At 65.5% G+C, this 23,113-nt stretch carries 20 protein-coding genes; 12 read left to right on the top strand and 8 right to left on the bottom strand.

What is annotated here, in order from left to right; translation table 11 throughout:
* The first annotated feature begins 48 nt into the window (after positions 1-48).
* The 8 genes from AXW83_RS22800 to AXW83_RS22765 all read left to right on the top strand — a co-directional run bounded on the left by AXW83_RS22800 (position 49) and on the right by AXW83_RS22765 (position 9,379).
* Positions 49-1,029, top strand: a complete 981-nt coding sequence (locus AXW83_RS22800; RefSeq protein ID WP_335339358.1) for an ABC transporter substrate-binding protein — start codon at positions 49-51, stop codon at positions 1,027-1,029.
* A 23-nt stretch (positions 1,030-1,052) separates the two neighbouring features.
* Positions 1,053-2,132 (top strand): ABC transporter ATP-binding protein, encoded by a 1,080-nt coding sequence (locus tag AXW83_RS22795; protein WP_066617728.1) that lies wholly within the window; start codon positions 1,053-1,055, stop codon positions 2,130-2,132.
* Positions 2,129-3,007, top strand: coding sequence for an ABC transporter permease (locus AXW83_RS22790; protein WP_066617725.1), 879 nt, complete (start codon positions 2,129-2,131; stop codon positions 3,005-3,007). The genes AXW83_RS22795 and AXW83_RS22790 overlap by 4 nt, the downstream gene beginning before the upstream one ends.
* Positions 3,008-3,019: 12 nt before the next feature.
* Complete coding sequence (locus tag AXW83_RS22785) at positions 3,020-3,814, top strand: ABC transporter permease (RefSeq protein WP_066617722.1); 795 nt, start codon at positions 3,020-3,022, stop codon at positions 3,812-3,814.
* 126 nt (positions 3,815-3,940) lie between these two features.
* Positions 3,941-5,986, top strand: a complete 2,046-nt coding sequence (locus AXW83_RS22780) for a hydantoinase/oxoprolinase family protein (RefSeq protein ID WP_066617720.1) — start codon at positions 3,941-3,943, stop codon at positions 5,984-5,986.
* A gap of 11 nt (positions 5,987-5,997) precedes the next feature.
* A complete protein-coding gene (locus AXW83_RS22775) occupies positions 5,998-7,686 on the top strand; it encodes a hydantoinase B/oxoprolinase family protein (RefSeq protein ID WP_168166144.1) in 1,689 nt (562 codons plus the stop codon).
* Positions 7,683-8,726 (top strand): Ldh family oxidoreductase, encoded by a 1,044-nt coding sequence (locus tag AXW83_RS22770; protein WP_066617719.1) that lies wholly within the window; start codon positions 7,683-7,685, stop codon positions 8,724-8,726. The genes AXW83_RS22775 and AXW83_RS22770 overlap by 4 nt, the downstream gene beginning before the upstream one ends.
* Before the next feature lie 218 nt (positions 8,727-8,944).
* Positions 8,945-9,379 (top strand): NUDIX hydrolase, encoded by a 435-nt coding sequence (locus AXW83_RS22765; RefSeq protein WP_066617713.1) that lies wholly within the window; start codon positions 8,945-8,947, stop codon positions 9,377-9,379.
* A 7-nt stretch (positions 9,380-9,386) separates the two neighbouring features.
* Here the strand turns inward: AXW83_RS22765 and AXW83_RS22760 are convergent, their stop codons facing one another.
* From AXW83_RS22760 to AXW83_RS22730, 7 genes are all read right to left on the bottom strand, one after another.
* Positions 9,387-9,875, bottom strand: a complete 489-nt coding sequence (locus tag AXW83_RS22760; protein WP_066617710.1) for a GAF domain-containing protein — start codon at positions 9,873-9,875, stop codon at positions 9,387-9,389.
* A 15-nt stretch (positions 9,876-9,890) separates the two neighbouring features.
* Positions 9,891-10,805 carry a branched-chain amino acid ABC transporter permease gene (locus AXW83_RS22755; RefSeq protein ID WP_066617702.1) on the bottom strand — a complete coding sequence of 305 codons (915 nt, stop codon included), beginning with the start codon at positions 10,803-10,805 and terminating at the stop codon, positions 9,891-9,893.
* Positions 10,805-11,668 carry a branched-chain amino acid ABC transporter permease gene (locus AXW83_RS22750; protein ID WP_236841744.1) on the bottom strand — a complete coding sequence of 288 codons (864 nt, stop codon included), beginning with the start codon at positions 11,666-11,668 and terminating at the stop codon, positions 10,805-10,807. The genes AXW83_RS22755 and AXW83_RS22750 overlap by 1 nt, the downstream gene beginning before the upstream one ends.
* A 123-nt stretch (positions 11,669-11,791) precedes the next feature.
* Positions 11,792-12,997: an ABC transporter substrate-binding protein gene (locus tag AXW83_RS22745; protein WP_066621105.1), complete on the bottom strand. Its 1,206-nt coding sequence runs from the start codon at positions 12,995-12,997 to the stop codon at positions 11,792-11,794.
* Positions 12,998-13,050: 53 nt separating this feature from the next.
* Complete coding sequence (locus AXW83_RS22740) at positions 13,051-13,767, bottom strand: ABC transporter ATP-binding protein (protein ID WP_066617701.1); 717 nt, start codon at positions 13,765-13,767, stop codon at positions 13,051-13,053.
* Entirely contained in the window at positions 13,764-14,528 is a 765-nt protein-coding gene (locus tag AXW83_RS22735; RefSeq protein WP_066617697.1) for an ABC transporter ATP-binding protein, read from the bottom strand. Before AXW83_RS22735 ends, AXW83_RS22740 begins: the two co-directional genes overlap by 4 nt.
* Entirely contained in the window at positions 14,525-15,178 is a 654-nt protein-coding gene (locus AXW83_RS22730; RefSeq protein ID WP_066617695.1) for a TetR/AcrR family transcriptional regulator, read from the bottom strand. The genes AXW83_RS22735 and AXW83_RS22730 overlap by 4 nt, the downstream gene beginning before the upstream one ends.
* Before the next feature lie 215 nt (positions 15,179-15,393).
* On the opposite strand from AXW83_RS22730, the gene hydA reads away from it, so the two are divergent.
* Both hydA and AXW83_RS22720 read left to right on the top strand, forming a co-directional pair.
* Positions 15,394-16,842, top strand: a complete 1,449-nt coding sequence (gene hydA, locus AXW83_RS22725; protein ID WP_066617693.1) for a dihydropyrimidinase — start codon at positions 15,394-15,396, stop codon at positions 16,840-16,842.
* A gap of 60 nt (positions 16,843-16,902) precedes the next feature.
* The gene (locus AXW83_RS22720; RefSeq protein ID WP_066617690.1) at positions 16,903-18,147 is read left to right on the top strand and encodes a M20 family metallo-hydrolase; all 1,245 of its coding nucleotides are present in this window, start codon (positions 16,903-16,905) and stop codon (positions 18,145-18,147) included.
* 201 nt (positions 18,148-18,348) lie between these two features.
* Here AXW83_RS22720 and AXW83_RS22715 read toward each other — a convergent pair whose 3' ends face one another.
* Positions 18,349-20,388 carry an NAD(+) synthase gene (locus AXW83_RS22715; protein WP_066617687.1) on the bottom strand — a complete coding sequence of 680 codons (2,040 nt, stop codon included), beginning with the start codon at positions 20,386-20,388 and terminating at the stop codon, positions 18,349-18,351.
* Positions 20,389-20,658: 270 nt separating this feature from the next.
* Here AXW83_RS22715 and AXW83_RS22710 point away from each other — a divergent pair, with 270 nt between their 5' ends.
* Positions 20,659-21,543 (top strand): glycosyltransferase, encoded by an 885-nt coding sequence (locus AXW83_RS22710; protein ID WP_168166143.1) that lies wholly within the window; start codon positions 20,659-20,661, stop codon positions 21,541-21,543.
* Between the two features lie 6 nt (positions 21,544-21,549).
* The gene (locus tag AXW83_RS22705) at positions 21,550-23,103 is read left to right on the top strand and encodes an acyltransferase family protein (RefSeq protein WP_168166142.1); all 1,554 of its coding nucleotides are present in this window, start codon (positions 21,550-21,552) and stop codon (positions 23,101-23,103) included.
* The last annotated feature ends 10 nt before the right edge of the window (positions 23,104-23,113 follow it).

Genomic DNA, 23,113 nt, shown 5'->3' with positions numbered 1-23,113 from the left:
CTCGCGATTGCCGCCGCGGTGGCGTCCTTCCTGGGCTCGCAGGGCGCGATGGCCCAGCAGACCGTGACGCTGATGGCCTATTCCGGCCTGTTCCAGGAACGCTACACCAAGGCCGTGGTCGAGCCGTTCATGAAGGCGAACCCGACCATCAAGGTCGAGTATTTCCCGATGCCGAACTCGGCCCAGATGCTCGGCAACCTGCGGGCCCAGAAGGCCGCGCCCCAGGCCGACGTGGTGATCATGGACGTCTCGGTCTCGAAGGCCGCGACCGACGAGAAGCTGCTGACCAAGATCGACGAGGCAAGCGCGCCCAACGTCGCCGAACTCTTCCCCGCCGCCCGCATCGCCGATGTCGACGGCGTCGCCGTGACCTTCGACAACCTCGTCATGCTCTACAACACCGATGCGGTGAAGGAGGCTCCCAAGAGCTGGATGGACCTCGCCGACAAGAAATATGCCGGAAAGGTCGCGATCCCCGGGATGCCAGACATCCAGGGCCTCTCGCTCGTGCTGATCCTTGAGAAGGCGCGCGGTGGCACCGACTATCTCAAGAGCGTCGACAAGGGCATCGCGGCGATGGGCGAGATCGCCCCCAACGTCCAGACCTGGGAACCCAAGCCCGAGGTCTACGTCACCATCATCTCCGGCCAGGCCACGGTCGGTGCCGGCTGGAACGCGCGCGCACAGGTCAACACGGATACCTCGGGCGGCAAGCTCAAGGCCGTGCTGCCGAGCGAGGGGTCGGCCTTCCAGATCAATACGATCAACCATGTCGCGGGCGGCCCCGGCAAGGATGCGGCCAAGACCTTCATCAACTACGCGTTGAGCCAGGAGGCGCAGAAGGCCTTCACCGAGAGCATGTTCTATGCCCCCACCAACGCCAAGGCGCAGATCGCGCCTGAGGCGATCGACCGGACGGCCGTGAAGTCGATGGACAAGGTGATCGCGATCGACTGGATCGCGCTGGCCAAGGTGCGCGAGCCGATCATGGAACAGTGGCGCCGCAAGGTGATCCCGCTGAGCCGCTGAACGGACCCGGAGCAGGAACGATCATGACCGCCAGCCCTGATGCCGCCGCCAGCGAGGGCTTTCTCTCGCTGCGGGGCCTGACCAAGACCTATGGCAGCTTCACGGCGGTCGACGGCTTCAACCTCGAGGTGCCCAAGGGCGAGCTCGTTGCCTTCCTCGGTCCCTCGGGCTGCGGCAAGACGACCTCGCTCAGGATGATCGCAGGCCTCGTCCCGGCGACGTCTGGCCGTATCGTGGTCGGCGGGCAGGACCTGACCGAGGTCCCGACGCATCGCCGCGACATGGGGCTGGTCTTCCAGAGCTATGCGCTGTTCCCCCATATGAGCGTGGCGAAGAACGTCGCCTTCGGGCTGGAGATGCGCAATGTCGCCAGGGACGAGATCGCACGGCGGGTGAAGGAGGCGATCGCGCTGGTGCATCTTTCCGGCAAGGAAGAGCACCGGCCGGGGCAATTGTCGGGCGGCCAGCAGCAGCGTGTAGCACTGGCGCGGGCGCTGGTGGTGCGGCCCTCGATCCTGCTGCTCGACGAGCCGCTTTCCAATCTCGATGCGAAGCTGCGCGACGAGATGCGCAACGAGATTCGCGACATCCAGAAGCGGCTCGGCATCACCGCGATCTTCGTGACCCACGACCAGGTCGAGGCGCTGACGATGTGCGACAAGGTCGTGGTGATGAACCAGGGCCGGCTCGAACAGCACGGGACGCCGGTCGACCTCTACGAGCGCCCAGCCAGCGCCTTCGTCGCCAGCTTCGTCGGCCGGAGCAACAGGCTGAAGGCCACGGCCAAGGACGGGGCGGCCGAGTTCGCCGGGACGCGGATCGCCGCGCCGGCTGGGTTGTCAGGCCCCGTCGAGGTGATGATCCGCCCGCATCGCGTCATGCTTTCGGCAGGGGAAGGCTCCGTTGGCGACCACCGCGTCTCTGGCATCGTGGCGCGCAGCATCTTTGCCGGCGACATCCTGCAATACGATGTCGAGGTCGCCGGCCAGATCGTTTCGGTCGAACTCGCGACGCGCGGCGGCGAGACCGTTCTGGCGCCGGGCGCGCCGGTCACACTGTCCTGGCGCGCCGGCGACGTCTTTGTCTACGGGGCGACGGCATGAGCGCGGCTGCCGCCATCGCGGCGCCCGTGCCGCCGGAGCGCAAGACCGGGCTGATGCTCGTCGCGGCGCTGCTGGCGCCGATCGCGCTGGTCAACGGGTTCGGCTTCCTCGTGCCGGTGCTGAACCTCGCCCGGATGTCGTTCTACGAGGTCGAGCCGACCGGGGCGATGCGCGAGGTCTATGGTCTCGCGACCTGGCTCAAGGTCTTCAGCGACACCTTCTATGCCGAGCTGATCGTCAACAGCATCACGGTCAGCCTCGGCATCACGCTGTTGACGCTGGTCTGCTCCTATCCGATCGCGCTCTATCTGCACCGTTCGAGCGGGACGTGGCGGACGATTCTGCTGGTGCTGGTGATCTCGCCGCTGCTGACCTCGGCCGTGGTGCGGACCTATGGCTGGATCGCGATCCTGTCCGAGAACGGACTCCTCAACAATGCGCTCGGCGCGATCGGGGCCGGCCGGCTCCGGCTGATGTTCAACAAGACCGGCGTCGTCATCGGGCTGACCGAGATCCTGATGCCCTACATGATCCTGGCGCTGCTGGCGGGCTTCGGGCGGCTCGATCCGCGCGTAGAGGAAGCAGCCTCGACGCTGGGTGCGACGCCTTTCAAGGTGTTCTGGCGCATCATCCTGCCGCTGACGCTGCCGGGCATCGCGCTCGGCTGCCTGCTCTGCTTCGTGCTGGCGGTGTCGTCCTTCATCACGCCGAAACTGCTCGGCGGCGGCCGGGTCTTCCTGCTCGCGACGGAAATCTACGACCAGGCGATCGTGACCTTGAACTGGCCGCTGGCCGCGACGCTCTCGATTCTGATCCTCGTCATCTTCGGCGGCGCGCTCGTGCTCTACAGCCGCGCAATGCGCACCGTGATCTGAGGGAGGCGCATCATGGATGAACGGCCCGTCTCCCTGACCCTGAAACTGCTGGCGCTGGCGATGTTCGTCTTCCTGCTGGCACCGCTGATCGTCGTCGTGCCGATCTCGTTCTCGGGCGACAACTACATGATGTTCCCGCCGACGAGCTGGAGCCTGAAATGGTATCCGGCGATTTTTGCCAGCGGCAAGATGACGGCGGCGTTCTGGACGAGCCTGCTGCTCGCCGTCGTCGTCACCGCCTTGAGCCTTCTGATCGGGCTGCCGGCGGCCTATACTCTGGTCCGGCTGAAGCCGCGCGGCTCGGAGGCGCTGGCCGCGCTGTTTACCGCGCCGCTGCTGCTGCCGACGATTGTACTCGGCCTCGCCATTCTGATCGTGTTCTCGCGCTACGGCCTGCTCGCCACCTTCCAGGGGCTGGTCGCGGCCCATCTCGTGGTGACCCTGCCCTATGCGATCCGCGTGCTCTCGACGGCGCTGGCGACGCTGCCGATCGCCGTCGAGGAGGCCGCTGCCACGCTCAGCGCACCGCCGCTCACCATCTTCCGCCGCGTCACCCTGCCGATGATGCGCTCGGGCCTGATCGGCACGACGGCGCTGTGTTTCCTCGTCTCGTTCGACGAGGTCGTACTGTCGCTGTTCATGACGGGACCGCGCATCTCGACCCTGCCGGTGGCGATGTATCACCATGTCGAGCAGCAGGCGGACCCGCTGGTGGCGGCGCTCTCGGTGCTGCTCGTCGTCCTCACTCTGCTCGTCGTGCTGGTCGTCGACCGGTCGGCGGGGCTGGCGCGGACGTTCGTGAAATGACTTCGCCCGGACCCGAGATGCGATTGCGGCAACGAAACAGACCGCTCCAGAACTAGCCGAACCGACACCTTTCCCCACATGACATGACCCGCTCGCCCGCGAGCGGGAACACCGGAGCTTTGCCTGATGCAACAGGATATCCGCATCGCCGTCGATATCGGCGGCACCTTTACCGACATCGAGATCCTCGATGCCGGCACCGGCGCAATCCATCAGATCAAGACGCCGAGCACGCCGAAGGACCCCTCGATCGGCCTGCTGGCCGGCATCAGGGAAGCCTCGGAGCGCTTCGGCTTTCCGCTGGAGGCGGTGCAGTACCTGCTGCACGGCACGACGATCGCCACCAATGCGGTGCTGGAGCGAAAGCTGCCGGCAGGCGCCATCGTGACCACGGCCGGATTCGAGGACGTCATGCAGATCGGCCGGCATGGTCGCAAGGAGGTCTACGCCATCACGCTGGAGCAGCCGGCACCGCTGGTGCCGCGCCGGCTGTGCTTCGGCGTTAGCGAGCGCGTCGGGGCCGACGGACGCATCAGCGTGCCGCTCGACGAGGACGGGGTTCGCCGGGTCGCGGCGAAGCTCTCGGCGGCGGAGGTGAAGTCGGTCGCCGTCTGCCTGCTGCACGGCTATGCCAACGCGACGCATGAAAAGCGGATCGGCGCGATCCTCGCCGAGATGCTGCCGGGCGTGGCGATCTCGCTCGCCAGCGAGATCTCGCCGGAAATCCGCGAATATGAGCGCATGTCGACGACGGCGCTGAACGCACTGCTGATGCCGATCGTGCAGGCCTATACCGACCGCCTGGCGAAGGTGATCGCAGAGGAGGCGCCCAAGACGCAGGTCTATCTGGTGCAGTCGAATGGTGGCGTCTCGGGCCTTGCCAAGGCCGGGCGCGAGCCGGCGCGGCTCCTGCTCTCGGGGCCGAGCGGCGGAGCGGCGGCGGCACGGCGGCTGTCGCGCGAACTCGGCGAGCCCAATCTCGTCGCGGTCGACATGGGCGGCACCTCCTTCGACGTCTCGGTGGTGCATGAAGGCACCATCGCCATGGTCAACGAAGGCGAGGTCGACGGGCTGCCCGTGCGCCTGCCGATGATCGAGATGCGGACGATCGGGGCCGGCGGCGGTTCGATCGCCTGGGTCGACGACGGCAACCGCCTGCGCATCGGGCCTCACAGTGCCGGCGCCGATCCCGGCCCGGCCTGCTACGGCAAGGGCGGCACGGCTCTGACCGTCACCGACGCCAACCTGCTGCTCGGCCGGCTCGACGGGGCAAGCTTCATGGGCGGCGCCATGCCGCTCGACAGGGAAGCGGCCCACAAGGCGGCGCAGGCGATCGCGACAAGGCTCGACCTCTCGATCGACCAGGTCGCGGCCGGTGTCATCGACGTGGCGAACTCGGCGCTCGCGACCGCGACACGGCTCTCGCTGTTCGAAAAGGGCATGGATCCGGAGGATTTCGGGCTGCTCTCCTTTGGCGGCGCCGGCGGCGTGCATGCCTGCGAGGTCGCCGACGAGCTCGGCATCCGCCGCGTGATCTTCCCGGCCCATGCCTCGACGCTGTCTGCCTGGGGCATCCTCTGGTCGGATATCGCCCATGACCTCAACATCACCCGGATCGGCCTGTTCTCTGAGATCGCTCCGCAGCTTGCCGAGCGGACCGCAGCGCTGCTGGCGGAGGCCGACCGGCTGCTGGCCGAGGACGGTGTGCCGACAGAGGCGCGCCGCGTCGCTTGGGCGGTCGACCTGCGCTATGCCGGACAGGCCTTCGACCTGCGCGTGCCGCTCGACGATGTCGATTTCTCGCCCGAGGGTGTGGCTCGCGCGACCGAGGCCTTCCATGCCGTCCATCGCCAGCGCTTTTCCTATGACGAGCCTCACGTACCCGTCGAGATCGTTGCGCTGCGGCTGACCGCGATCGGCGGCCTCGCCAAGCCCGGTCTGGCGCCGGCGACGGAGGCGGCGGCCGCGAAGCCGCCAGGTAGCCGGCTCGTCCATGGCCGCAATGGCGCCGTCGCCACACCGGTCTGGGAGCGCGAGGCGATCGGCCCCGAGCCCATCGCCGGGCCCGTCATCGTCGAGGAAGCCTACACCTCGGTCTATCTCCCAGCCGGCTGGTGCGTCTTCGCCCATGAATCGGGCGCGCTGATCGCCGACCGGCGCTCGACCCATTGAGGATGACCACCATGTCCAAGATCGATCCCGTCAGGCTCGAAGTCATCCGCAACACGCTTGTCGCGGCGGCGGAGGAAATGAGCATCACGATCTGGCGCACCAGCCGCTCGACGGTGGTACGCGAGATTCTCGACTATTCCACCGCGGTCTTCGACGCGAGCGGCAACAACATCGCGCAATCGGCGCGCATTCCGGTGCATCTCAACTCGATGTCGGACTGCCTGCGCCGCATCCTCGACGATTTCATCCCGCTGGAGCAGTGGAACGACGGCGACGTCATCGTCACCAACGACCCCTATTCGGGCGGGCAGCATCTGTCCGACATCCAGACCTTCCGGCCTGTCTTCGTGGACGGCGTCCGCGTCGGCATCGTCGGGACCCTCTGCCATCATGTCGATGTCGGCGGCGCAGCGGCAGGCAGCTACTACGCCGCCGCGACCGAGATTTTCCAGGAGGGCATCCGTATCCCGCCGCTGCGGCTCGTCGACAAGGGCGTACTCAACACCGGCGTTTTCGAGATGCTGCTGCACAATATCCGCCAGCCCGACGAGACGCGCGGCGACCTCAACGCGCAGATCGCGGCGCTCGGCATCGGCGAGCGCGCCGTCACGCGCATGGCCCGCAAATACGGCCCCGACTCACTCGCCGCCGCCATGGCCGCGATCCTCGACGGCTCCGAGACGATGATGCGTTCCGCGCTCGCGGCGCTGCCGGACGGCGAGGCCTCCTTCGTCGAGCTCGTGGACGATGACGGCCAGTCCGACGAGCCGATCCGGCTCGAGGTCAGGATCGTCAAAAGCGGCGACAGCATCGCGCTGGACTTCGCGGGGTCGAGCCCGCAGGTGAGCGGGCCGGTCAACAACACGCGCGCCATGACCTGTTCGGCGATCTACTACGCGCTGCTCGCCGCGCTCGGGGGCGATATCCCGGCGAATTCCGGCTGCTACAGGCCGGTCAGCGTGACCCTACCTCCGGGCAGCGTCGTCGATGCCGTCTTTCCTGCGCCGGTGGCGGGCCGTATGGTCATCAACCATCGCATCGCGATTGCGGTGTTCGGGGCGTTGGCCCAGATCGCTCCGAAGCGCATCCCGGCCGCATATTACGCCATCTCCTATGTCTACGCGCTGCAGACCCTCGGGCGACAGGGCAAGGGCCAGGTCTATTTCGACATCGAGGTCGGCGGCTGGGGCGCCCATGCCGGCGGCGACGGCGCGAGCGCGCTCTCCTGCGGCCTGCACAACAACACAAATGCGCCGATCGAGATGGTCGAGGCCAAATATCCAGTCACCTTCACAAAATACGGGTTGATCCCGGATTCGGGCGGCGCCGGTGCATTTCGCGGCGGGCTCGGTCTCGTGCGCGAATGGCGACTGGACGCGGATGCGGGCAAGCTGGGGGCGCATTTCGAGCGTTTCCGTTTTCCGCCGCATGGCATCCAGGGCGGCAAGCCGGGCTCGCTGAGCAGCATGACGATCACACATCCGGACGGGTCCCGGACGGCGCTGCGCTCGAAGATTTCCGGCATTCCGCTGAAGGCCGGCGACATCGTCACGATCGAGACCTCGGGCGGCGGCGGATATGGCGATCCGCTGACGCGCGACCCGGCCCGCATCGCTGCGGACCTTGCGGACGGCATGATCACGCCTGGCGCCGCGAGCAGGCTCCATGGCTACCCAACCAAGACGGAGACGGCGGCATGAGCGCTCCCGCCCCGAAGGACGGCGTGCGGCTTACGCTCGCCGAGGTCGAGACCCTGACGCGCCGGGCGCTGCTGGGCTGCGGCGTCGATCCGCGCAACGAGGCGCCGGTGACGGCATCGGTCGTCGCGGCCGAGGCCGACGGCATCCACAGCCATGGGCTTGCGAGGCTGCCGACCTATTGCGAGCACGCCCGTATCGGCAAGATCGACGGCAAGGCAAGGCCGATGCTGGAGAGCCCCAAACCCGGCCTGGTGCGGGTCGATGCCCGCGACGGCTTCGCGCATCCCGCGATCGATTTCGGCCTGCCGGCTCTGGCGGAAGCTGCGCGCAAGCAGGGAATCGCCGCGTTGGCGATCACCAATTCCTATAATTGCGGCGTCGTCGGCTACCATGTCGAGCGCATCGCGGCTCAAGGGTTGCTGGCGCTCGGCTTCGTCCATGCGCCGGCGTCGATCGCACCGATGGGCGGGTCGAAGCCGGTTTTCGGGACGAATCCGATCGCGCTCGCCGTGCCCCGATCCGGCAAGCCGCCGCTGGTGATCGACCAGTCGTCCAGCGTCGTCGCCAAGAGCGAGGTCGTGGTGCATCAGCAGCGCGGCGAGCCGATTCCGCTCGGCTGGGCGCTCGACCGCGACGGCAACCCGACCACCGACCCGAAGGCCGCGCTCAACGGCGGCACGATGCTGCCGGCCGGCGGGTACAAGGGCGCGGGTCTCGCGCTGATCGTCGAGCTGTTCGCGGCCTGGCTGACCGGGGCGAACCTCTCGATCGACGCCTCGTCCTTCGCCGACAACGCTGGCGGCTCGCCTCGGACCGGGCAGTTCTTCATTGCAGTCGAGCCCGGCGGCCTTGCTGGCGCGGCCTCGTCTGAGCGCCTCGAGCGGCTGTTTGCCGCGATTTCCGAACAGGACGGCGCCCGGCTGCCGGGCGACCGGCGTATCGCAGCACGCCAGCGTACCACACGAGAGGGCGTCACGATTCCGGCCGCTTTGCGCGCGAGGATCGAGGGATATGCGGCGGTGACAGCGGCCCCCGATTGAGCATCCCAAGCTGCGACCGCGTTTCGTGAGCCGTCGTATTCGGCGACCGCCATTGACAGCTTCGACGACACAGCAAAGCCTGTATTTATGCAGGCAAAATATCCTCGAATCATCGTATAGCCGGCAAGCTTGTCGCCGGTTTGCCCTGCGACGACGGGCGACCCGATTTAGACGACATGCAGTGCCGCATGGCGGCCTTGAGGAGACCTCACTCAAAGATGAAGAAAGCCAAGCGCGCGCCGGGAGATGCCCGCGCGCAGATCGCAGCCATGCCGATCCGGAAAACGGCCGACGGTCGGACCGAGATCCTGTTGGTGACGTCGCGCACGACGCAGCGCTGGATCGTACCGAAAGGCTGGCCGATGAAGGGCATGAAAGATCATGACGCGGCGGCGCGCGAGGCGTTCGAGGAGGCCGGGGTCGTCGGCAAGATCGGCAAGAAGCCGGCCGGGCGCTACAGCTACTGGAAGCGGTTCGAGGACCACTTCGCGCTGTGCGAGGTGACGCTCTACCTGCTGGAGGTCCAGCAGCAACTGCCCGACTGGGCCGAGCGCGGCGAGCGCCGCTGCCAGTGGTTCAGGCCCGAGGACGCCGCCGATCTCGTCGATGAGGCAGAGCTCGGCAGCGTGATCCGGGCACTGGACAAAACCTGAAGCGTCGTCAGGTCGCCTTCGCCGCAGCTTGCGCCGCCAGAAAGCCCGGCACCAGCATCGGCGCAAGGCGCTCGACGGGCGCGACATGCTCTTCGCGGTAGTGGCCCTCGGGCGCGAGCAGGTTGATGGTGCCGACCACCCTGCCGTCATAGATCGCAGGGACATTGATGACCGAACCCAGCCCCATGCTCTCGATCAGTTCATGGTCGAAGAAGGCCCAGCGGATGCCGGCCTTGTCCTTGCCCAGATAGGACTGCTTGCCCTCCAGCACATGCTTGCCCCAGGGCGTCGGGCCCATCGGCTTGCGGCCCGAGACCGGATATTCGGCCGGGCGGTTCGAGTAGATGCGCGCAACCTCCGAGCCGTCGACATAGAGCAGCGTGAACAGCTCATGGCCGACGAGGCGCCTGGTAATGGCGTCGAACGCCTCGAACACGGGCGCGGGCTGGCCCGGCTCCTTGAGCAGGGCCGAAAGGGTTGCGAGATCGTCTGACATGGTCGCTCTTGGGGTTCAGGCGGAAGGATTGGACGGAAGGGGCGCTTTCGGGATCCGCTCGGGCAAAATGCCCTGCGGCTTGAGATGCAGGACGAGGATGAGCGCCAGCCCGATCATGATCTCGCGCAAGGCCGCAAGCTGGACCGGCTGCAATCCGGGCAGCCATTCGGTGGCAAAGCGCGTCGCCTCCAGGAAGATCACCACGATGTAGGCGCCGAAGACCGCGCCAACCGGCCGGCCGACGCCGCCTGCCGTAACGGCAAGGAAGATGTAGATCGTGATCAGCGGCTGGAAATGGTCGGGCGAGACGTAGGACTGGAAATGGGCGTACAGCGCGCCCGAAAGGGCAGCGATGGCAGCCGAGAGCGCGAAGGCCTGGAGCTTGAAGCGCAGCACCGTCTTGCCGGCGAAGGCTGCGAGTTGCTGGTCCTCGCGGATCGCCTTCATAGCACGTCCGTAAGGCGACAGGTCGAGCCGGCGCAGCAGTGCCCAGATTGCGAGCACGATCAGCGTGACGAGGCCGAGATAGAACCAGCTGAAGCCTTGCAGGCCGAGCTCCGCCTTGAGCGGCGCCTTGATGCCGGAAATGCCGTCCGAGCCCTTGGTCAGCCAGCGCTCATTCAGGGCGACAAGGCGGATGACCTCGGCGAAGCCGAGCGTGACGATGGCGAGATAGTCGTCGCGAAGGCGCAGCGTCGCGAAGGTGACGACAAGCCCGACGACCGCACCGACGACCAGCGCCGCCCCCCAGCCGATCAGGACAGGTGCGCCCGCCCCGGTCGCCAGCGCCGAGGCATAGGCGCCGACCGCAAAGAAGCCGGCGAGGCCGAGATTGACCAGCCCGATCCCGCCCCAGATCAGGTTGAGGCTGAGCGCGAGCAGCGCATAAATGCCGCAGAGCGTGAGCGTGAAGACGACATAGGACAGCATCAGGACGCCCTCTCGCCGAGAATGCCGCGGGGGCGGATGGTGAGCATCAAAAGGATCGCCACGAAGCCGACGGCGGTCCGGTAGGTCGCGGGAACCACGATCAGCGCCAGTTCCTCGGCCATGCCGAGCGCGAGCGCACCGACGACGGCGCCAGGGATCGAGCCCAGGCCCCCGAGCACGGCGGCTGCAAAGACCGAGAGCAGGACGCGGTAGCCGGTCAGAGGATCGATCGAGGTGTCGAGCCCGATCAGCACGCCGCCTACGCCCGAAAGCCCGGCTCCGAGGAAGACCGTCACGATCGCGATCCGGGCCGGGTCGATGCCCTTGAGCCGGGCGAGGTCGGGGTTGTCGGCGACAGCGCGCATCGCCTTGCCGAAGCGGGTGTAGCGCAGAAAGAGGAACATCGCCGCCATGATGGCCACCGAGAGCGCCAGGCTCTGCAGTTGCTGCGGGCCTATGCGCAACTCGCCGAAGCGCAGGTCGCGGGCGAGCGGCAGATCGTAGCCCTTCATGTCGTTGCCGAAGATGAAACGAACGATGTTCTCCAGCACGAGATTGAGCGCGATCGAGGCGATGGCGACGATCAGCGCGCCATTGTCGCGCAGACGCTTCAGCGCGGTCTCCTCGGAGAGGACGCCGACCACGCCCGTTACCGCAAAGGCAAGGGCGAGCGAGGGGATGACGGGCAACCCGAGCGTCGTGTTCGCCCACCAGGCGGCGAAAGCACCGATCGTGGCATAGGAGGCGATGGCGAAGTTGGGATAGCGCAGCACCGCGAAGATGGCCGAAAAGCCGATGGCCGGGACGGCGATCAGCGCCCCGGTCATCAGCCCGTTGATGAGCGCCTGGAGGATGAGGGTCACGGGACAACGTGCTCCGTCGTCATGGCAAGGAGCGCAGCGACGAAGCAATCCAGGGGGCGTGCTCTACGTCCTCCTGGATTGCTTCGCTGCGCTCGCAATGACGGTTGCGGACTGCAAACAGCATCAGGCGATCTTCACCAGCGCGATCTTGCCGCCCTGGACCTGCTCGTAGCGGAACTTGGAGTCGGTGATGTCGCCGATCTCGGTGAAGTCGCAGGGGCCGCTGGCGCCGTCATAGTCGATCGCCTGCTTGGCGGCGATGGCCTTGAGGCCGTCGACGGCGTTGTCGATCTTGGCGCCGCCTGACGCCTGACTGACCTTGCGGAGATTGTTTTTGATCGCCTCTCCGGAGGAATCGCCCGCCAGCGCGATCGCCATCAGCACGAGGTTGATATGGTCGTAGATCTGGGTGGTGTAGGGGTCCGGCGACGTCACGCCGATCAGCTTGACCAGCTTCTCATAGGCTTTCGAGCCCTCCGCCGGCGAAGGCGAGATCATGTAGGTCTTGTCGACGACCTCGGCGGGGACGCTCTCGACCAGCTTCTGGTTGACCGAATAGCCGAAGGCGATCTTCGTGCCCTTGAAGTCGGCCCGGTAGAGATCCTTCAGCATCACCGCGGTGTCGGGGGTATAACCGCCGAAGACGATCGCGTCGGGCTTGAAGCGCATCGCCTCATCGATCTCGGTGCGGTAGGCCGGCTTTTTGTCGTCATAGATTAACGACGCCGTCTCACCGTCGGCGGCCTTCACCGCCAGGGTGATGTTGTCGAACTGGCTCTTGGCGAAAGGGGTCTGCGGCGAGAGGAAGAAGACGCGCTTTGCCTTCTGCTCGATCGCGAACTCGCCGAACTTCTTGCCCTGCAGCGTCGTCGTCGGCTGGGTCCGGATCAGATAGCCCTGATGCGGCAGCGCCGTGATCGAATCCGCACCCGAGGTGGTGCACAGGAACGTCTTCGACTCCCAGCAAAGCGGGGCGACAGCGGTCGTGACCGAGGAGGCCCAGGTGCCCAGGATCGCCGACACCTTATCGACGTCGATCAGTTTGCGCGCGGCGCGAACGCCCGCCTCAGGATTGGTCTGGTCGTCTTCCGAGATCAGCTCGACCTTGCGGCCGAGCACGCCGCCGGCAGCGTTGACTTCGTCGATGACGGCCTTGACCGCCTTGACCATGACCGGGCCATAGGGGCCGCCGGCCCCTGTCAGCGGCGTCAGAGTGCCGATCCTGATCGGCGCGCCTTGGGCAAAGGCAACCCTCGGGAGAGCGGAAGAGCCGGCAAGCGCGGCGGCGCCAGCCAGCAGCAAACGGCGGTTCGTCAGGAACTCGGTCATGGTCATCCCCTATCGTCTGGTTTCATGATGGCAGGCATCGGTACGGTCATGCATCAGCCGCCGAGGAAGAGCCGGCGGATTTCGGGATCGGCCGCAAGCGCGGGGCCGCCGCCCTCGCGGCTGTTGCGCCCGGCGACGAGGACATAGCCGCGCGTCGAGATTTCGAGCGCTTCCAACGCGTGCTGCTCGACCATCAGGATCGGCAGGCCGCCCTGGTTGAGCGCGACGATCGCCTCGAACAGCTCTTCGGCGGCCTTCGGCGACAAGCCCGCCGTCGGCTCGTCGAGCAGCAGCAAAGCGGGTGCGTTCATCAGCCCCATCGCCATTGCTAGGATCTGGCGCTGACCGCCCGACAGGGTGCGGGCAAGGGCGCGGCGCTTCTGCGCCAGCATGGGATAGCGGGCGTAGAGTTCATCGCTGCGCTGGCGGACCTTGCCCGGCTCCTGGAAGCCGCTGATCTCCAGATTCTCGGCAACCGTCATGGCACCGAAGACGTTGCGCTCCTGCGGCACGAAGCCGATGCCGTGCCTGGCACGGCCAAGCGCGCCCTCTCGGGTCACGTCGGTGCCGTTCAGGAGGATCGCGCCCTCTCGCGCGGCGACAAGGCCGGCGATGGTCTTGAGCAGGGTCGATTTGCCGGCGCCGTTGGGACCGATGATCGAGACGATCTCGCCGGGTCCGACACGAATCGACGTCCCTTTCAGGATCTGCTCGGCCGCGCCATAGCCGGCGACGACGCCATCGACGTCAAGAAGGGCAGCTCCGTTCAATGCCGCCTCCCGAGATAGGCTTCCTGCACGCGCGTGTCGGCGGCAACGTCGTCGAAAGTGCCTTGTGTCAGCGTCCGGCCCTCGGCCATGACGATGACCGGATGGCAGAGCCGCTTGATCAGCGCCATGTCGTGCTCGATCAGGCAGATCGTCAATCCATCGCGATTCAGCGCGATCAGATGGCTGGCGATCTCGTCGGCGAGCGTGGGGTTTACGCCAGCCATCGGCTCGTCAAGCAGCAGGATCTTCGGCTCCGCCATCAGCGCCCGGCCGATCTCAACGAGCTTCTTCTGGCCGCCGGACAATGCGGTAACCGGATTGTCGAGGACATGGTCGAGCTTCAGACGCCTTGCGATACCGTGCGCGCGCTCGGACAGGTCTTTCTCGCGCTGCCTGGCAGCGCGAGAGCGCCACAAGGCCGCCAGCAAATGCTCGCCCGGCTGATCGGCGCCGTAGAGCATTAGATGCTGAAAGACACTGAGTTTCGGAAAACCGCGCGCAAGCTGGAAGGAGCGGACCAGCCCGGCAGCGACCAGTCTTTCGGGCGGAAGGCCGGTCGTCTCGACTTCACCGAGACGGACGGTGCCGCCCTTGGGCCGGTAAAGGCCCGAGATCGCGTTGAACAAGGTCGACTTGCCGGCGCCGTTCGGACCGATCAGCCCGGTGAACGAGCCTTCCGGCACGGCGAGATCGACGCCGCGCAGGACATGGACGCCGTAGAAGTCGAGCTTCAGTCCGTCGATCGTCAGCGCAGCTTTCATCTTCCCTGCCCCGCCTGCCTGAGCGCTGGCGACCGTTCCATCTGCGCCGGGAAATGCTGGCGGACCTGCTGCTTCCAGAAGGTCAGCATCTGGTCGTAATAAAGCGGGTCGCTGCGCAGGACCGTCTGGGCGATCATGCCCCGCACCAGGCACATGGTCGTATTCATCACCGTGCGGGCATGGTCGGGATCGACGCCGGTGCGCGCAGCCAGCGCGGTCCAGATCGCGTCGAGGCCGGCGTGGAATTCGCGCACGACCGGAACGAGATCGGCTCGGAAATCGGGATTGTGCCGGGCCTCGGGCAGATACTCCATCGTGACGTAGAACAGCCGGTCCGACATCATCTGCCAGATGTAGTCGACGATCTCGTCGCTCGATCCGCCGCGCTCCAGAAAGTCTTCGGCGAAACGGTGCAGGTCGCGGGTGGTCCTGGCCAGCATGTGGGAGACCGAGGCGCTGATGATCGCTTCGCGGCTCGCGAAATGATGCGTCAGAGCGCCGCGCGAGACGCCGGCCTTGCTGGCGATCTCGGGAGTGGAGGTGCGGGACAGGCCACGATCGTGCAGCAGATCGATGGTCGCGGCCATCAGGCGGGCCGAGGTCTCGGCGCTCCGCTCCTTCTGAGATCGACGGCCTTCCGAGATCGACACGGACCCACATCCCTCGCCGGCAAAAGTCGAGCCAAAGGTCTCGCATCATTTACAAACAAGCAAGCATGTTTTTTGTGCGCAACGATGTCATCTGGAGGCAGAGGCGTTCCCCCGATGGCGACGCATAGAGGGCAATCGATACCGGCTGTATTTTCCGAACCTTATGTGAATGATGGCGCTGCGGTCGCATCCGGCCGGGACATGCAGGACCTTCCATGGCTTACGATCTCATCATCGCCAACGGCACGATCGCGACGGCTTCGGACGTGTTTTCCTGCGATATCGGCATCCGCGACGGCGTCATCGTCGCGCTGGGGCATGATCTCGGCGCCGCGACGGAGACGATCGACGCCGCCGGCATGCTGGTCCTGCCGGGCGGCATCGACAGCCATGTCCATATCGCCCAGCCCAGCGGCGATGGCATCGTGATGGCCGACGACTTCGCCTCCGGCACGCTCTCGGCCGCGTTCGGCGGGAATACCACGGTGATGCCGTTCTGCGTCCAGGAGAAGGGAACGAGCCTGCGCGAGACGGTGAAGGCCTATCACGGGCTGGCAGACGGGCAGTGCTACACCGATGTCGCCTTCCATCTCGTGATCTCCGACCCGACCGAGCAGGTGCTGGGGCAGGATCTGCCCGCGCTGATCGAGGATGGCTACACCTCCTTCAAGGTCTTCATGACCTATGAGGGCCTCGCCCTGAATGACCGCGAGATGCTCGAGGTGATGTCGGTCGCGCGCGAGACCGGCGCGCTCGTCATGGTCCATGCCGAGAACTACGACGCGATCCGCTTTCTGACCGACCGGCTCGAACGCGGCGGGCACATCGCGCCGAAATTCCACGGCACCTCGCGTCCGATCCCCGTCGAGCGCGAGGCGACGCACCGGGCGATCTCGCTCGCCGAACTCGTCGATGTGCCGGTGATGATCGTGCATGTCTCGAATCGCGAGGCGATGGAGGAAATCCAGCGCGCCCGTTCGCGGGGCTTGAAGGTCTATGGCGAGACCTGCCCGCAATATCTCGTGCTGACCGAGAAGGACATGGACGGCCTCAACATGGAGGGTGCGAAATATGTCTGCTCGCCACCGCCGCGCGATACGGCGAGCCAGCAGGCCTGCTGGGAGGGCCTGGCGAACGGCACCTTCAACGTCTTTTCCTCCGACCATTGCCCGTTCCGCTATGACGACCCGGCCGGCAAGCTGATCCCGAAGGGCAAGACCTCCTTCCGCTGGGTGCCCAACGGCATCCCCGGCATCGAGACCCGCCTGCCGATCCTGTTCTCCGAGGGCGTCGGCAAGGGCCGCATCACGCTGAACCAGTTCGTGGCGCTATCATCGACCAACCACGCTAAAACCTACGGTCTGACGAAGAAGGGTTCGATCGCGATCGGCATGGATGCCGACATCGCGATCTGGGACCCTGAGCGCGAGGTGACGATTTCGCAGTCGCTGCTCCATCACGGGGCCGACTATACGCCCTATGAGGGGATCGCCGTGAAAGGCTGGCCTGTGCTCACGATCGTGCGCGGGCAGGTCGTTGTGCGCGACGGCGTGCTGGCGGGCAAGCCCGGACAGGGCGAGCATGTCGCGCGCGATCGCTCCAGCCTCGCCGTGCCCGCCGGGCGACTGCCCGCGGGATTCGAGCCGGCGGGACGTTTCGCATGAAGCGCAGGGCATGACGTCATCCAATCCACCACGCGACATCGCACGCATCGAGACGACACCATGATCCCCAACCTGAAGATCGATCCCGAGCGGCTCTGGGACACGTTGATGGAGACCGCGAAGATCGGCGGCACGGCCAAGGGCGGCATCCGCCGGCTGACGCTTTCCGAGGAGGACCGGCAGGTGCGCGACTGGTTCCGCGCGCAATGCGAGGCGGCCGGCTGCACCGTCGCGATCGACGAGGTCGGCACCATGTTCGCCCGCCGGCCGGGCAAGGACCCTGATGCGTTGCCGATCGCGATGGGCTCGCATCTCGACACGCAGCCGACTGGGGGGAAGTTCGACGGCGTGCTCGGCGTGCTGGCCGGGCTCGAAGTGCTGCGGACGCTCCATGCCCTGGACTACCAGACCAATGCCCCGCTCGAACTCGTCAACTGGACCAATGAGGAGGGCAGCCGCTTCGCACCGGCGATGTTGGCCTCGGGCGTGTTTGCCGGCGCCTTCACCCGCGAGGAAGCCTATGGAAAGCTGGATCGCGACGGCGTCAGCTTCGAGGCCGCGCTGGATTCGATCGGCTATCGCGGCGCAGAACCGGTGGGCCAGCGCAGCTTCGCCGCGATGTTCGAACTCCATATCGAACAGGGGCCGATCCTAGAAAAGGAAGACACGATGATCGGCGTCGTCACCGGCGTGCAGGGGATGCGCTGGTACGAGGTCACCGTCACCGGGCAGGACGCACATACCGGCGCGACGCCGATGTATCTGCGCAAGAACGCTTTGCTCGGCGCCGCTCGCGTGATCGACGCGGTCGATGCGATCGCGCATGCCCATGCGCCCGACGCGGTCGGGACCGTCGGGCTGATCGAGAACCGGCCCAACAGCCGCAACGTCATCCCCGGCGAGGTCTTCTTCACGGTCGATCTGCGCCACAAGGACGAGGCGGTGGTCGACATCTTGGAGACGGAATTCCGCGCGGCGCTGGAGCGCTGCCTGACGCCGCTTGGCCTGACCTATGACGAGGCGCTGTTCTGGAAGTCGCCCGCAGTGGCCTTCGCGCCGGAACTGATCGAATGCGTGAGGGAGGGAGCGCAGGCTGCGGGCTTTGCGACCCGCGACCTCGTCTCGGGCGCGGGCCATGACGCGGCCTATGTCGCGCGCGTGGCGCCGACCACGATGATCATGGTGCCCTGCGCCGGCGGCATCAGCCATAACGAGGCGGAATCGTCGACGCTGGAGGAATGCGCGGCCGGCGCGCAGGTGCTGCTGGAAGCCGTGCTGGCATATGATCGAAAGCTTGGCGGCTAAGCTCGGTCCAGGTCAGAACCGGCGCCGTCATTCCGGGGCGGCCCGCAGGGTCGAGCCCGGACCCATAAACACTGCCAGTGACAAGAGAAGCACCAACGCCGCCGCCCCTTACTGCGCCACCTGTGCGTCTGGGTTCCGGGCCTTTCGCTGCGCGAAGCTCCGGAATGACGTTGTGCTTCAGTCGCGACGCAATGGTTGCTTTCAATCCGGAATATTCTCCAGATCGGCCAGCCACGCCGCCGCCGAGGCGTCACTGGGTGCGCGCCAGTCGCCGCGCGGCGAGAGCGAGCCGCCCGATGAGACCTTCGGTCCGTTGGGGACCGCAGAACGCTTGAACTGACTGGTCTCGAAGAAGCGTTTCACGAAGATGCCGAGCCAGCGCTTGATCGTGGGCAGGTCATAGGCGAGGCGCTTGCCTTCCTCCATGTTCGGCGGCCAGGCGCCGCGCGATGCATCGGCCCAGGCATGGTGCGAGAGGAAGGCGACCTTGCTTGGCCTGAAGCCGAAGCGGGTGATGTAGAACAGGTTGAAATCCTGCAGCGCGTAGGGACCGACGAAATCCTCTGTCCGCTGCGCTGGCCCGTCACCCTCGCCCGGCACCAACTCGGGCGAGATTTCGGTCGCCAGGATGTCGAGCATCGCCGCCGAGGCATCGGTCCCGAAGCGCTGCGACTGCGCCACCCAGCGGATCAGATGCTGGATCAGCGTCTTCGAGACCGAGCCGTTGACGTTGTAATGGGACATGTGGTCGCCGACGCCATAGGTGCACCAGCCCAGCGCCAGCTCCGAGAGATCGCCGGTGCCGAGCACGATGGCGTTGTTGAAATTGGCCAGCCGGAACAGCACGGAGGTGCGCGCGCCGGCCTGCACGTTCTCGAAGGTGATGTCGTAGACCGGCTCGCCCTTCGCGAAGGGGTGGTCGATATCCTCCAGCATCTGCCGGCAGGCCGGCGTCATGTCGATCTCGCTCGCGCTGACGCCGAGCGCCTGCATCAGCTTCCAGGCATTGGCCTTGGTGCCCTTGCTCGTGGCGAAAGCCGGCAGCGTGTAGGCGAGGATGTTTTCGCGCGGGAGGCCGAGGGCATCGAAGGTGTGGGCCGCTACCAGCAGCGCCTGCGTCGAATCGAGGCCACCGGAGACGCCGATGACGATCTTCTCGACGCGGGCGCTCTCCATGCGCTTGCGCAGGCCGTGGGACTGGATGTTGTAGGCCTCGAAGCAGAGTTCGTTCAGCCGCGCATCGTCGCTCGGCACGAAGGGGAAGCGCTCGACCGTGCGCGCGAGGCCGATATCTGAATCCCGGTCGGGCGAAAGTTCGAAAGCCACGCGGCGGAACGCCAGCCTGTCGCGATGGGCATCGGCATTGTCGCCAAAAGTGTTCTGTCGGATGCGGTCCATCGCCAGCCGCTCGAGATCGATATCGGCTACGATGAGCTGCGGCTCAGGCGCGAAGCGCTCGGCCTCCGCCAGCAGCGCGCCGTTCTCATAGATCATGGCCTGTCCGTCCCAGGCGAGGTCGGTGGTCGATTCGCCCGTGCCCGCGGCCGAATAGGCGTAAGCCGCGATGCAGCGGCCGGAATGGGCCTTGCACAGGGCATGGCGCCAGTCCGACTTGCCGATGGTGACGTTGCTGGCCGAGAGGTTGAGCAGGACCGTCGCACCCGCCAGCGCCGCGAAGGACGAGGGCGGGATTGGCGTCCAGACGTCTTCGCAAATCTCCATATGAATCGCGAGATCGGGGACATCGGAGGCTGTCAGCAGGATGTCGGTGCCGAAGGGCACGTTCTGGCCGCAGAGAGCAATCGAGGTTACGCCGGCGCGCTCGCCCGAGGCGAACTGGCGGCGCTCATAGAACTCGCGGTAATTCGGCAGATAGGTCTTGGGCACGACGGCGAGGATGCGTCCGCGATGGATCGCCACCGCGCAGTTGAACAGCCGCCCCTCGACGCGGAGCGGCGCACCGACGACGGCGATCGGCTGGAGCGTGCGGCTTTCCTCGACCAGCGTCGTGAGCGCGGCGAGCACGGCGTCCAGCAGGGCTGACTGCTGCAGCAGGTCGTCGATTGCGTAGGCGCTGATGCCGAGCTCGGGGAAAAGCGCGATGGACGCGCCCCGCTCATCGGCGCGGCGCAGCATCGCGATCGTCTCGGCGACATTGAAGGCGGGGTCGGCGACGCGAAGCCGCGGCGCGGCGCAGGCGATGCGGATGATACCGTGGGTGTGGATGTTGCGGAAGCTCATGCTGAGGAGGCTCTTGGATGCTTTGTTGCGCCAGGGCAGACAGCCAGGCCATTGACCCTTATCGCGCAGGCGGCGTATGGCGGGCAAGGTTGGTGAATGAGTACTGGACTCGTCATGAGTTGACGCAAAGCGAGTTCTCGCGATGCGCTCGCGGCGCGGTCTGCTCTCGGACGCGCCGTGGCACCTGAGCGATTGATGTCGCGTTGCGCCTGCTGATTCCGCGTATCGCGAGAGAAAGATGGCAGCGCGATGAGACCGCAGGAGGTGCAAATGCGAGGTGCACGCGCCTGCGCGGCTGTGGTGCTATACAAACCAGACCACGTCTTGCTCGCCAGGCAAGCCGATGCGCTGCGCGGGTGCCCCTTTTTTGCGTTTGCTAACGGCTATTTGGACGCCGAACTCATTGAAGCCTTGGCCCCGACAGAGCTCCGGCTTTTTTCAAGTCCGGAAAACCTTGGCCTGGGTCGAGGCCTCAACGCGGTGATGGAAGCGGCTGCACGGGAGGGGTTTACCCATGTGATGCTGCTCGATCAGGATACTGAGCCACCAGCCGGGGTCCTCGAAACGCTGACCGAACGTTTCATGGCGCTGGAACGCCAAGGTGAGAGGATCGCCATCCTGGCGCCGCGCCTCGTGCCGCCGGAAGGGGAGTTCTACAAACCCATCCGATATGAATGGCGTGGAAAGCCCCGCGGGAACGATATTGCTGCAGTCGATTTCGCACCGACCTCGGGTTCGCTGGTAAGCGTCGCCGCCTATGCAGAAATCGGCCCCTTTAGAGATGATTTTTTCATCGCCGGCATTGACGTCGAATGGGGTTTTCGGGCTTGGGACCGTGGCTGGGGCTCGTACATTGAAATAGATCTCACAGTGCCGCACCGCTGGGGAGAGGCCGTGAGCAAGGAGGAGATGGGCAAGGCCCAAATTCTTCGCCACAGCCCGATCCGCAACTATTACTATGTACGCAATGTAATTGCAGCCGCGCGCCTTCGCCATGTGCCGCTGCGCTGGCGGATCAAGTCATGTGCGAGTCTTGCCGCTCAGATCGGTCTGCTGGCGCTGAGAGGACCGGCAGGGTCGTTAAGTTCCATATGCATTGGACTAGCCGATGGATTCAACAGCCGGCTTGGTCCAGCACCGGCTGGAATCGATTGAATGCCCTTGAGCCAAATCGCCAGCAATAGACAGATCACTCCATCCTCTTTGACATCAATAGCAGGCGCGGCACCGAAACAGGCGCTCGGACAGAGATATCTGTGGCTCCAATATCTGCGCGGCTTCGCCGCCAGCGCCGTGCTGCTTTATCATGCCGCGCATTACTTGGGAGAGCTTCGCGGGCAGTCTGCTCTCCTGCAGGTCTTTTCGGGCGCTTGGGGAACATACGGCGTGTCCATCTTCTTTGCGCTGTCAGGATATCTGATGGCGCAGCTTATTTCGCGCGACGATCCGCGTCGGTTCCTGCTGAACCGTATTATCCGCATTTATCCGCTGATGCTGGTCGTGGTGATGCTTGCCTTCGCAGGCTATGCCTCGACGGGCCCGATCCGTCGCCCAGACATTTTACCCCTCACGCTGATCCCGGCTGGACCGCGTGACTATTATCTCGGCGTGGAGTGGACGCTGCTGTTTGAGATGACCTACTATGTCGTCATTGTAGCCTTGGCGCTTGCCGGCCTGCGACGGTGGTTGGACGGCGTCTTCGTAGCCTGGCTGGTTTCCATCCCAGTGGTTTCCGCCATTGCCCTTGGCCCGGCGGAAACGCTGACTCCGACACTGACGCAACTATTCGGACAGTCGACCAATACAGCTTTCGTCCTGGGATTTCTGCTGCCTCGCGTTCTCGAACGATCGCCTCGAGCTGGCATTCTCGTAGCCTTGGCGCTGCCATTCCTGGGCGCGACCTTCATGCTCTCCCACGAGGATGCGCAACGTTGGACCAGCAGCATCTCAGCAACGCTTCTGCTCGCAGCCGCGATCAAGGCTTCACAGTTCGGCATCGCCCCGGTTTCACGCGTCGGCCTCAGACTGGGCGATGCCAGCTATGCCTTGTATCTCTGCCACGTGCCTATCATCCTGATATTCGAAAGATTTCTTCCGGCGTCAATGTCTGGACATTGGGTCTTTGGGATCTGGGTCGGAGCGTCGCTTGCAGCAGCCTTCCTGCTTGCCCCGCTTGACCTGCGCCTGCACATCCGGCTTAAGCGATGGGCCGACGGACTTTCGTCAAAGGCTCTCTCGCGCAGTACCAGCCTGTTTCTAGCCTGCTTCGTCGCTATTGGCATCTTCGCAGATATCAACACCCGGAGAACCCAGACGGCAGCCGATAATGCACGCGCGGCGCTGCTCGCAAACCCCGCAAAGCCGGTTTCGGATCTTCTGGTAGGGCTCGATTCCACCAGTCTACGCGACGACGGCCGGGCTCTCCTGCGCGGATACGGCATAGACCTTCGGCGGCCGGACGAGGGTTCGCATATCGCGATCCAGCAGAATAAAGAGATCATTGGCTTCGACCGCATGCGCAGAATGCGCCCCAATATCGCTATCGAAGCCTCTGGTGCCGATCTGAAGCGTTACCGGTTCGGATTTTCGGTCATGACAAAAACCCCGCTGGATTGTGCCAGAGGCCCTCTTTCGGCCAGTCTTATCCTCTCCGATGGACGCGTTGCACCGATCGATAGCAGTGCGCTGGCCGCGATGTGTCCCCCGCACTCATGAGAAAATTTCG

Source organism: Bosea sp. PAMC 26642 (assembly GCF_001562255.1).
Classification (GTDB): domain Bacteria; phylum Pseudomonadota; class Alphaproteobacteria; order Rhizobiales; family Beijerinckiaceae; genus Allobosea.
This window is presented reverse-complemented; position numbering and strand designations above follow the sequence as displayed.

What these genes read in the sequence shown, in the direction of transcription:
- AXW83_RS22800 (WP_335339358.1), top strand. Translation starts at nt 49, where the DNA reads ATGGCCCAGCAGACCGTGACGCTGATGGCCTATTCCGGCCTGTTCCAG.
- AXW83_RS22795 (WP_066617728.1), top strand. Translation starts at nt 1,053, where the DNA reads ATGACCGCCAGCCCTGATGCCGCCGCCAGCGAGGGCTTTCTCTCGCTG.
- AXW83_RS22790 (WP_066617725.1), top strand. Translation starts at nt 2,129, where the DNA reads ATGAGCGCGGCTGCCGCCATCGCGGCGCCCGTGCCGCCGGAGCGCAAG.
- AXW83_RS22785 (WP_066617722.1), top strand. Translation starts at nt 3,020, where the DNA reads ATGGATGAACGGCCCGTCTCCCTGACCCTGAAACTGCTGGCGCTGGCG.
- AXW83_RS22780 (WP_066617720.1), top strand. Translation starts at nt 3,941, where the DNA reads ATGCAACAGGATATCCGCATCGCCGTCGATATCGGCGGCACCTTTACC.
- AXW83_RS22775 (WP_168166144.1), top strand. Translation starts at nt 5,998, where the DNA reads ATGTCCAAGATCGATCCCGTCAGGCTCGAAGTCATCCGCAACACGCTT.
- AXW83_RS22770 (WP_066617719.1), top strand. Translation starts at nt 7,683, where the DNA reads ATGAGCGCTCCCGCCCCGAAGGACGGCGTGCGGCTTACGCTCGCCGAG.
- AXW83_RS22765 (WP_066617713.1), top strand. Translation starts at nt 8,945, where the DNA reads ATGAAGAAAGCCAAGCGCGCGCCGGGAGATGCCCGCGCGCAGATCGCA.
- AXW83_RS22760 (WP_066617710.1), bottom strand. Translation starts at nt 9,875, where the DNA reads ATGTCAGACGATCTCGCAACCCTTTCGGCCCTGCTCAAGGAGCCGGGC.
- AXW83_RS22755 (WP_066617702.1), bottom strand. Translation starts at nt 10,805, where the DNA reads ATGCTGTCCTATGTCGTCTTCACGCTCACGCTCTGCGGCATTTATGCG.
- AXW83_RS22745 (WP_066621105.1), bottom strand. Translation starts at nt 12,997, where the DNA reads ATGACCGAGTTCCTGACGAACCGCCGTTTGCTGCTGGCTGGCGCCGCC.
- AXW83_RS22735 (WP_066617697.1), bottom strand. Translation starts at nt 14,528, where the DNA reads ATGAAAGCTGCGCTGACGATCGACGGACTGAAGCTCGACTTCTACGGC.
- hydA (WP_066617693.1), top strand. Translation starts at nt 15,394, where the DNA reads ATGGCTTACGATCTCATCATCGCCAACGGCACGATCGCGACGGCTTCG.
- AXW83_RS22720 (WP_066617690.1), top strand. Translation starts at nt 16,903, where the DNA reads ATGATCCCCAACCTGAAGATCGATCCCGAGCGGCTCTGGGACACGTTG.
- AXW83_RS22715 (WP_066617687.1), bottom strand. Translation starts at nt 20,388, where the DNA reads ATGAGCTTCCGCAACATCCACACCCACGGTATCATCCGCATCGCCTGC.
- AXW83_RS22710 (WP_168166143.1), top strand. Translation starts at nt 20,659, where the DNA reads ATGCGAGGTGCACGCGCCTGCGCGGCTGTGGTGCTATACAAACCAGAC.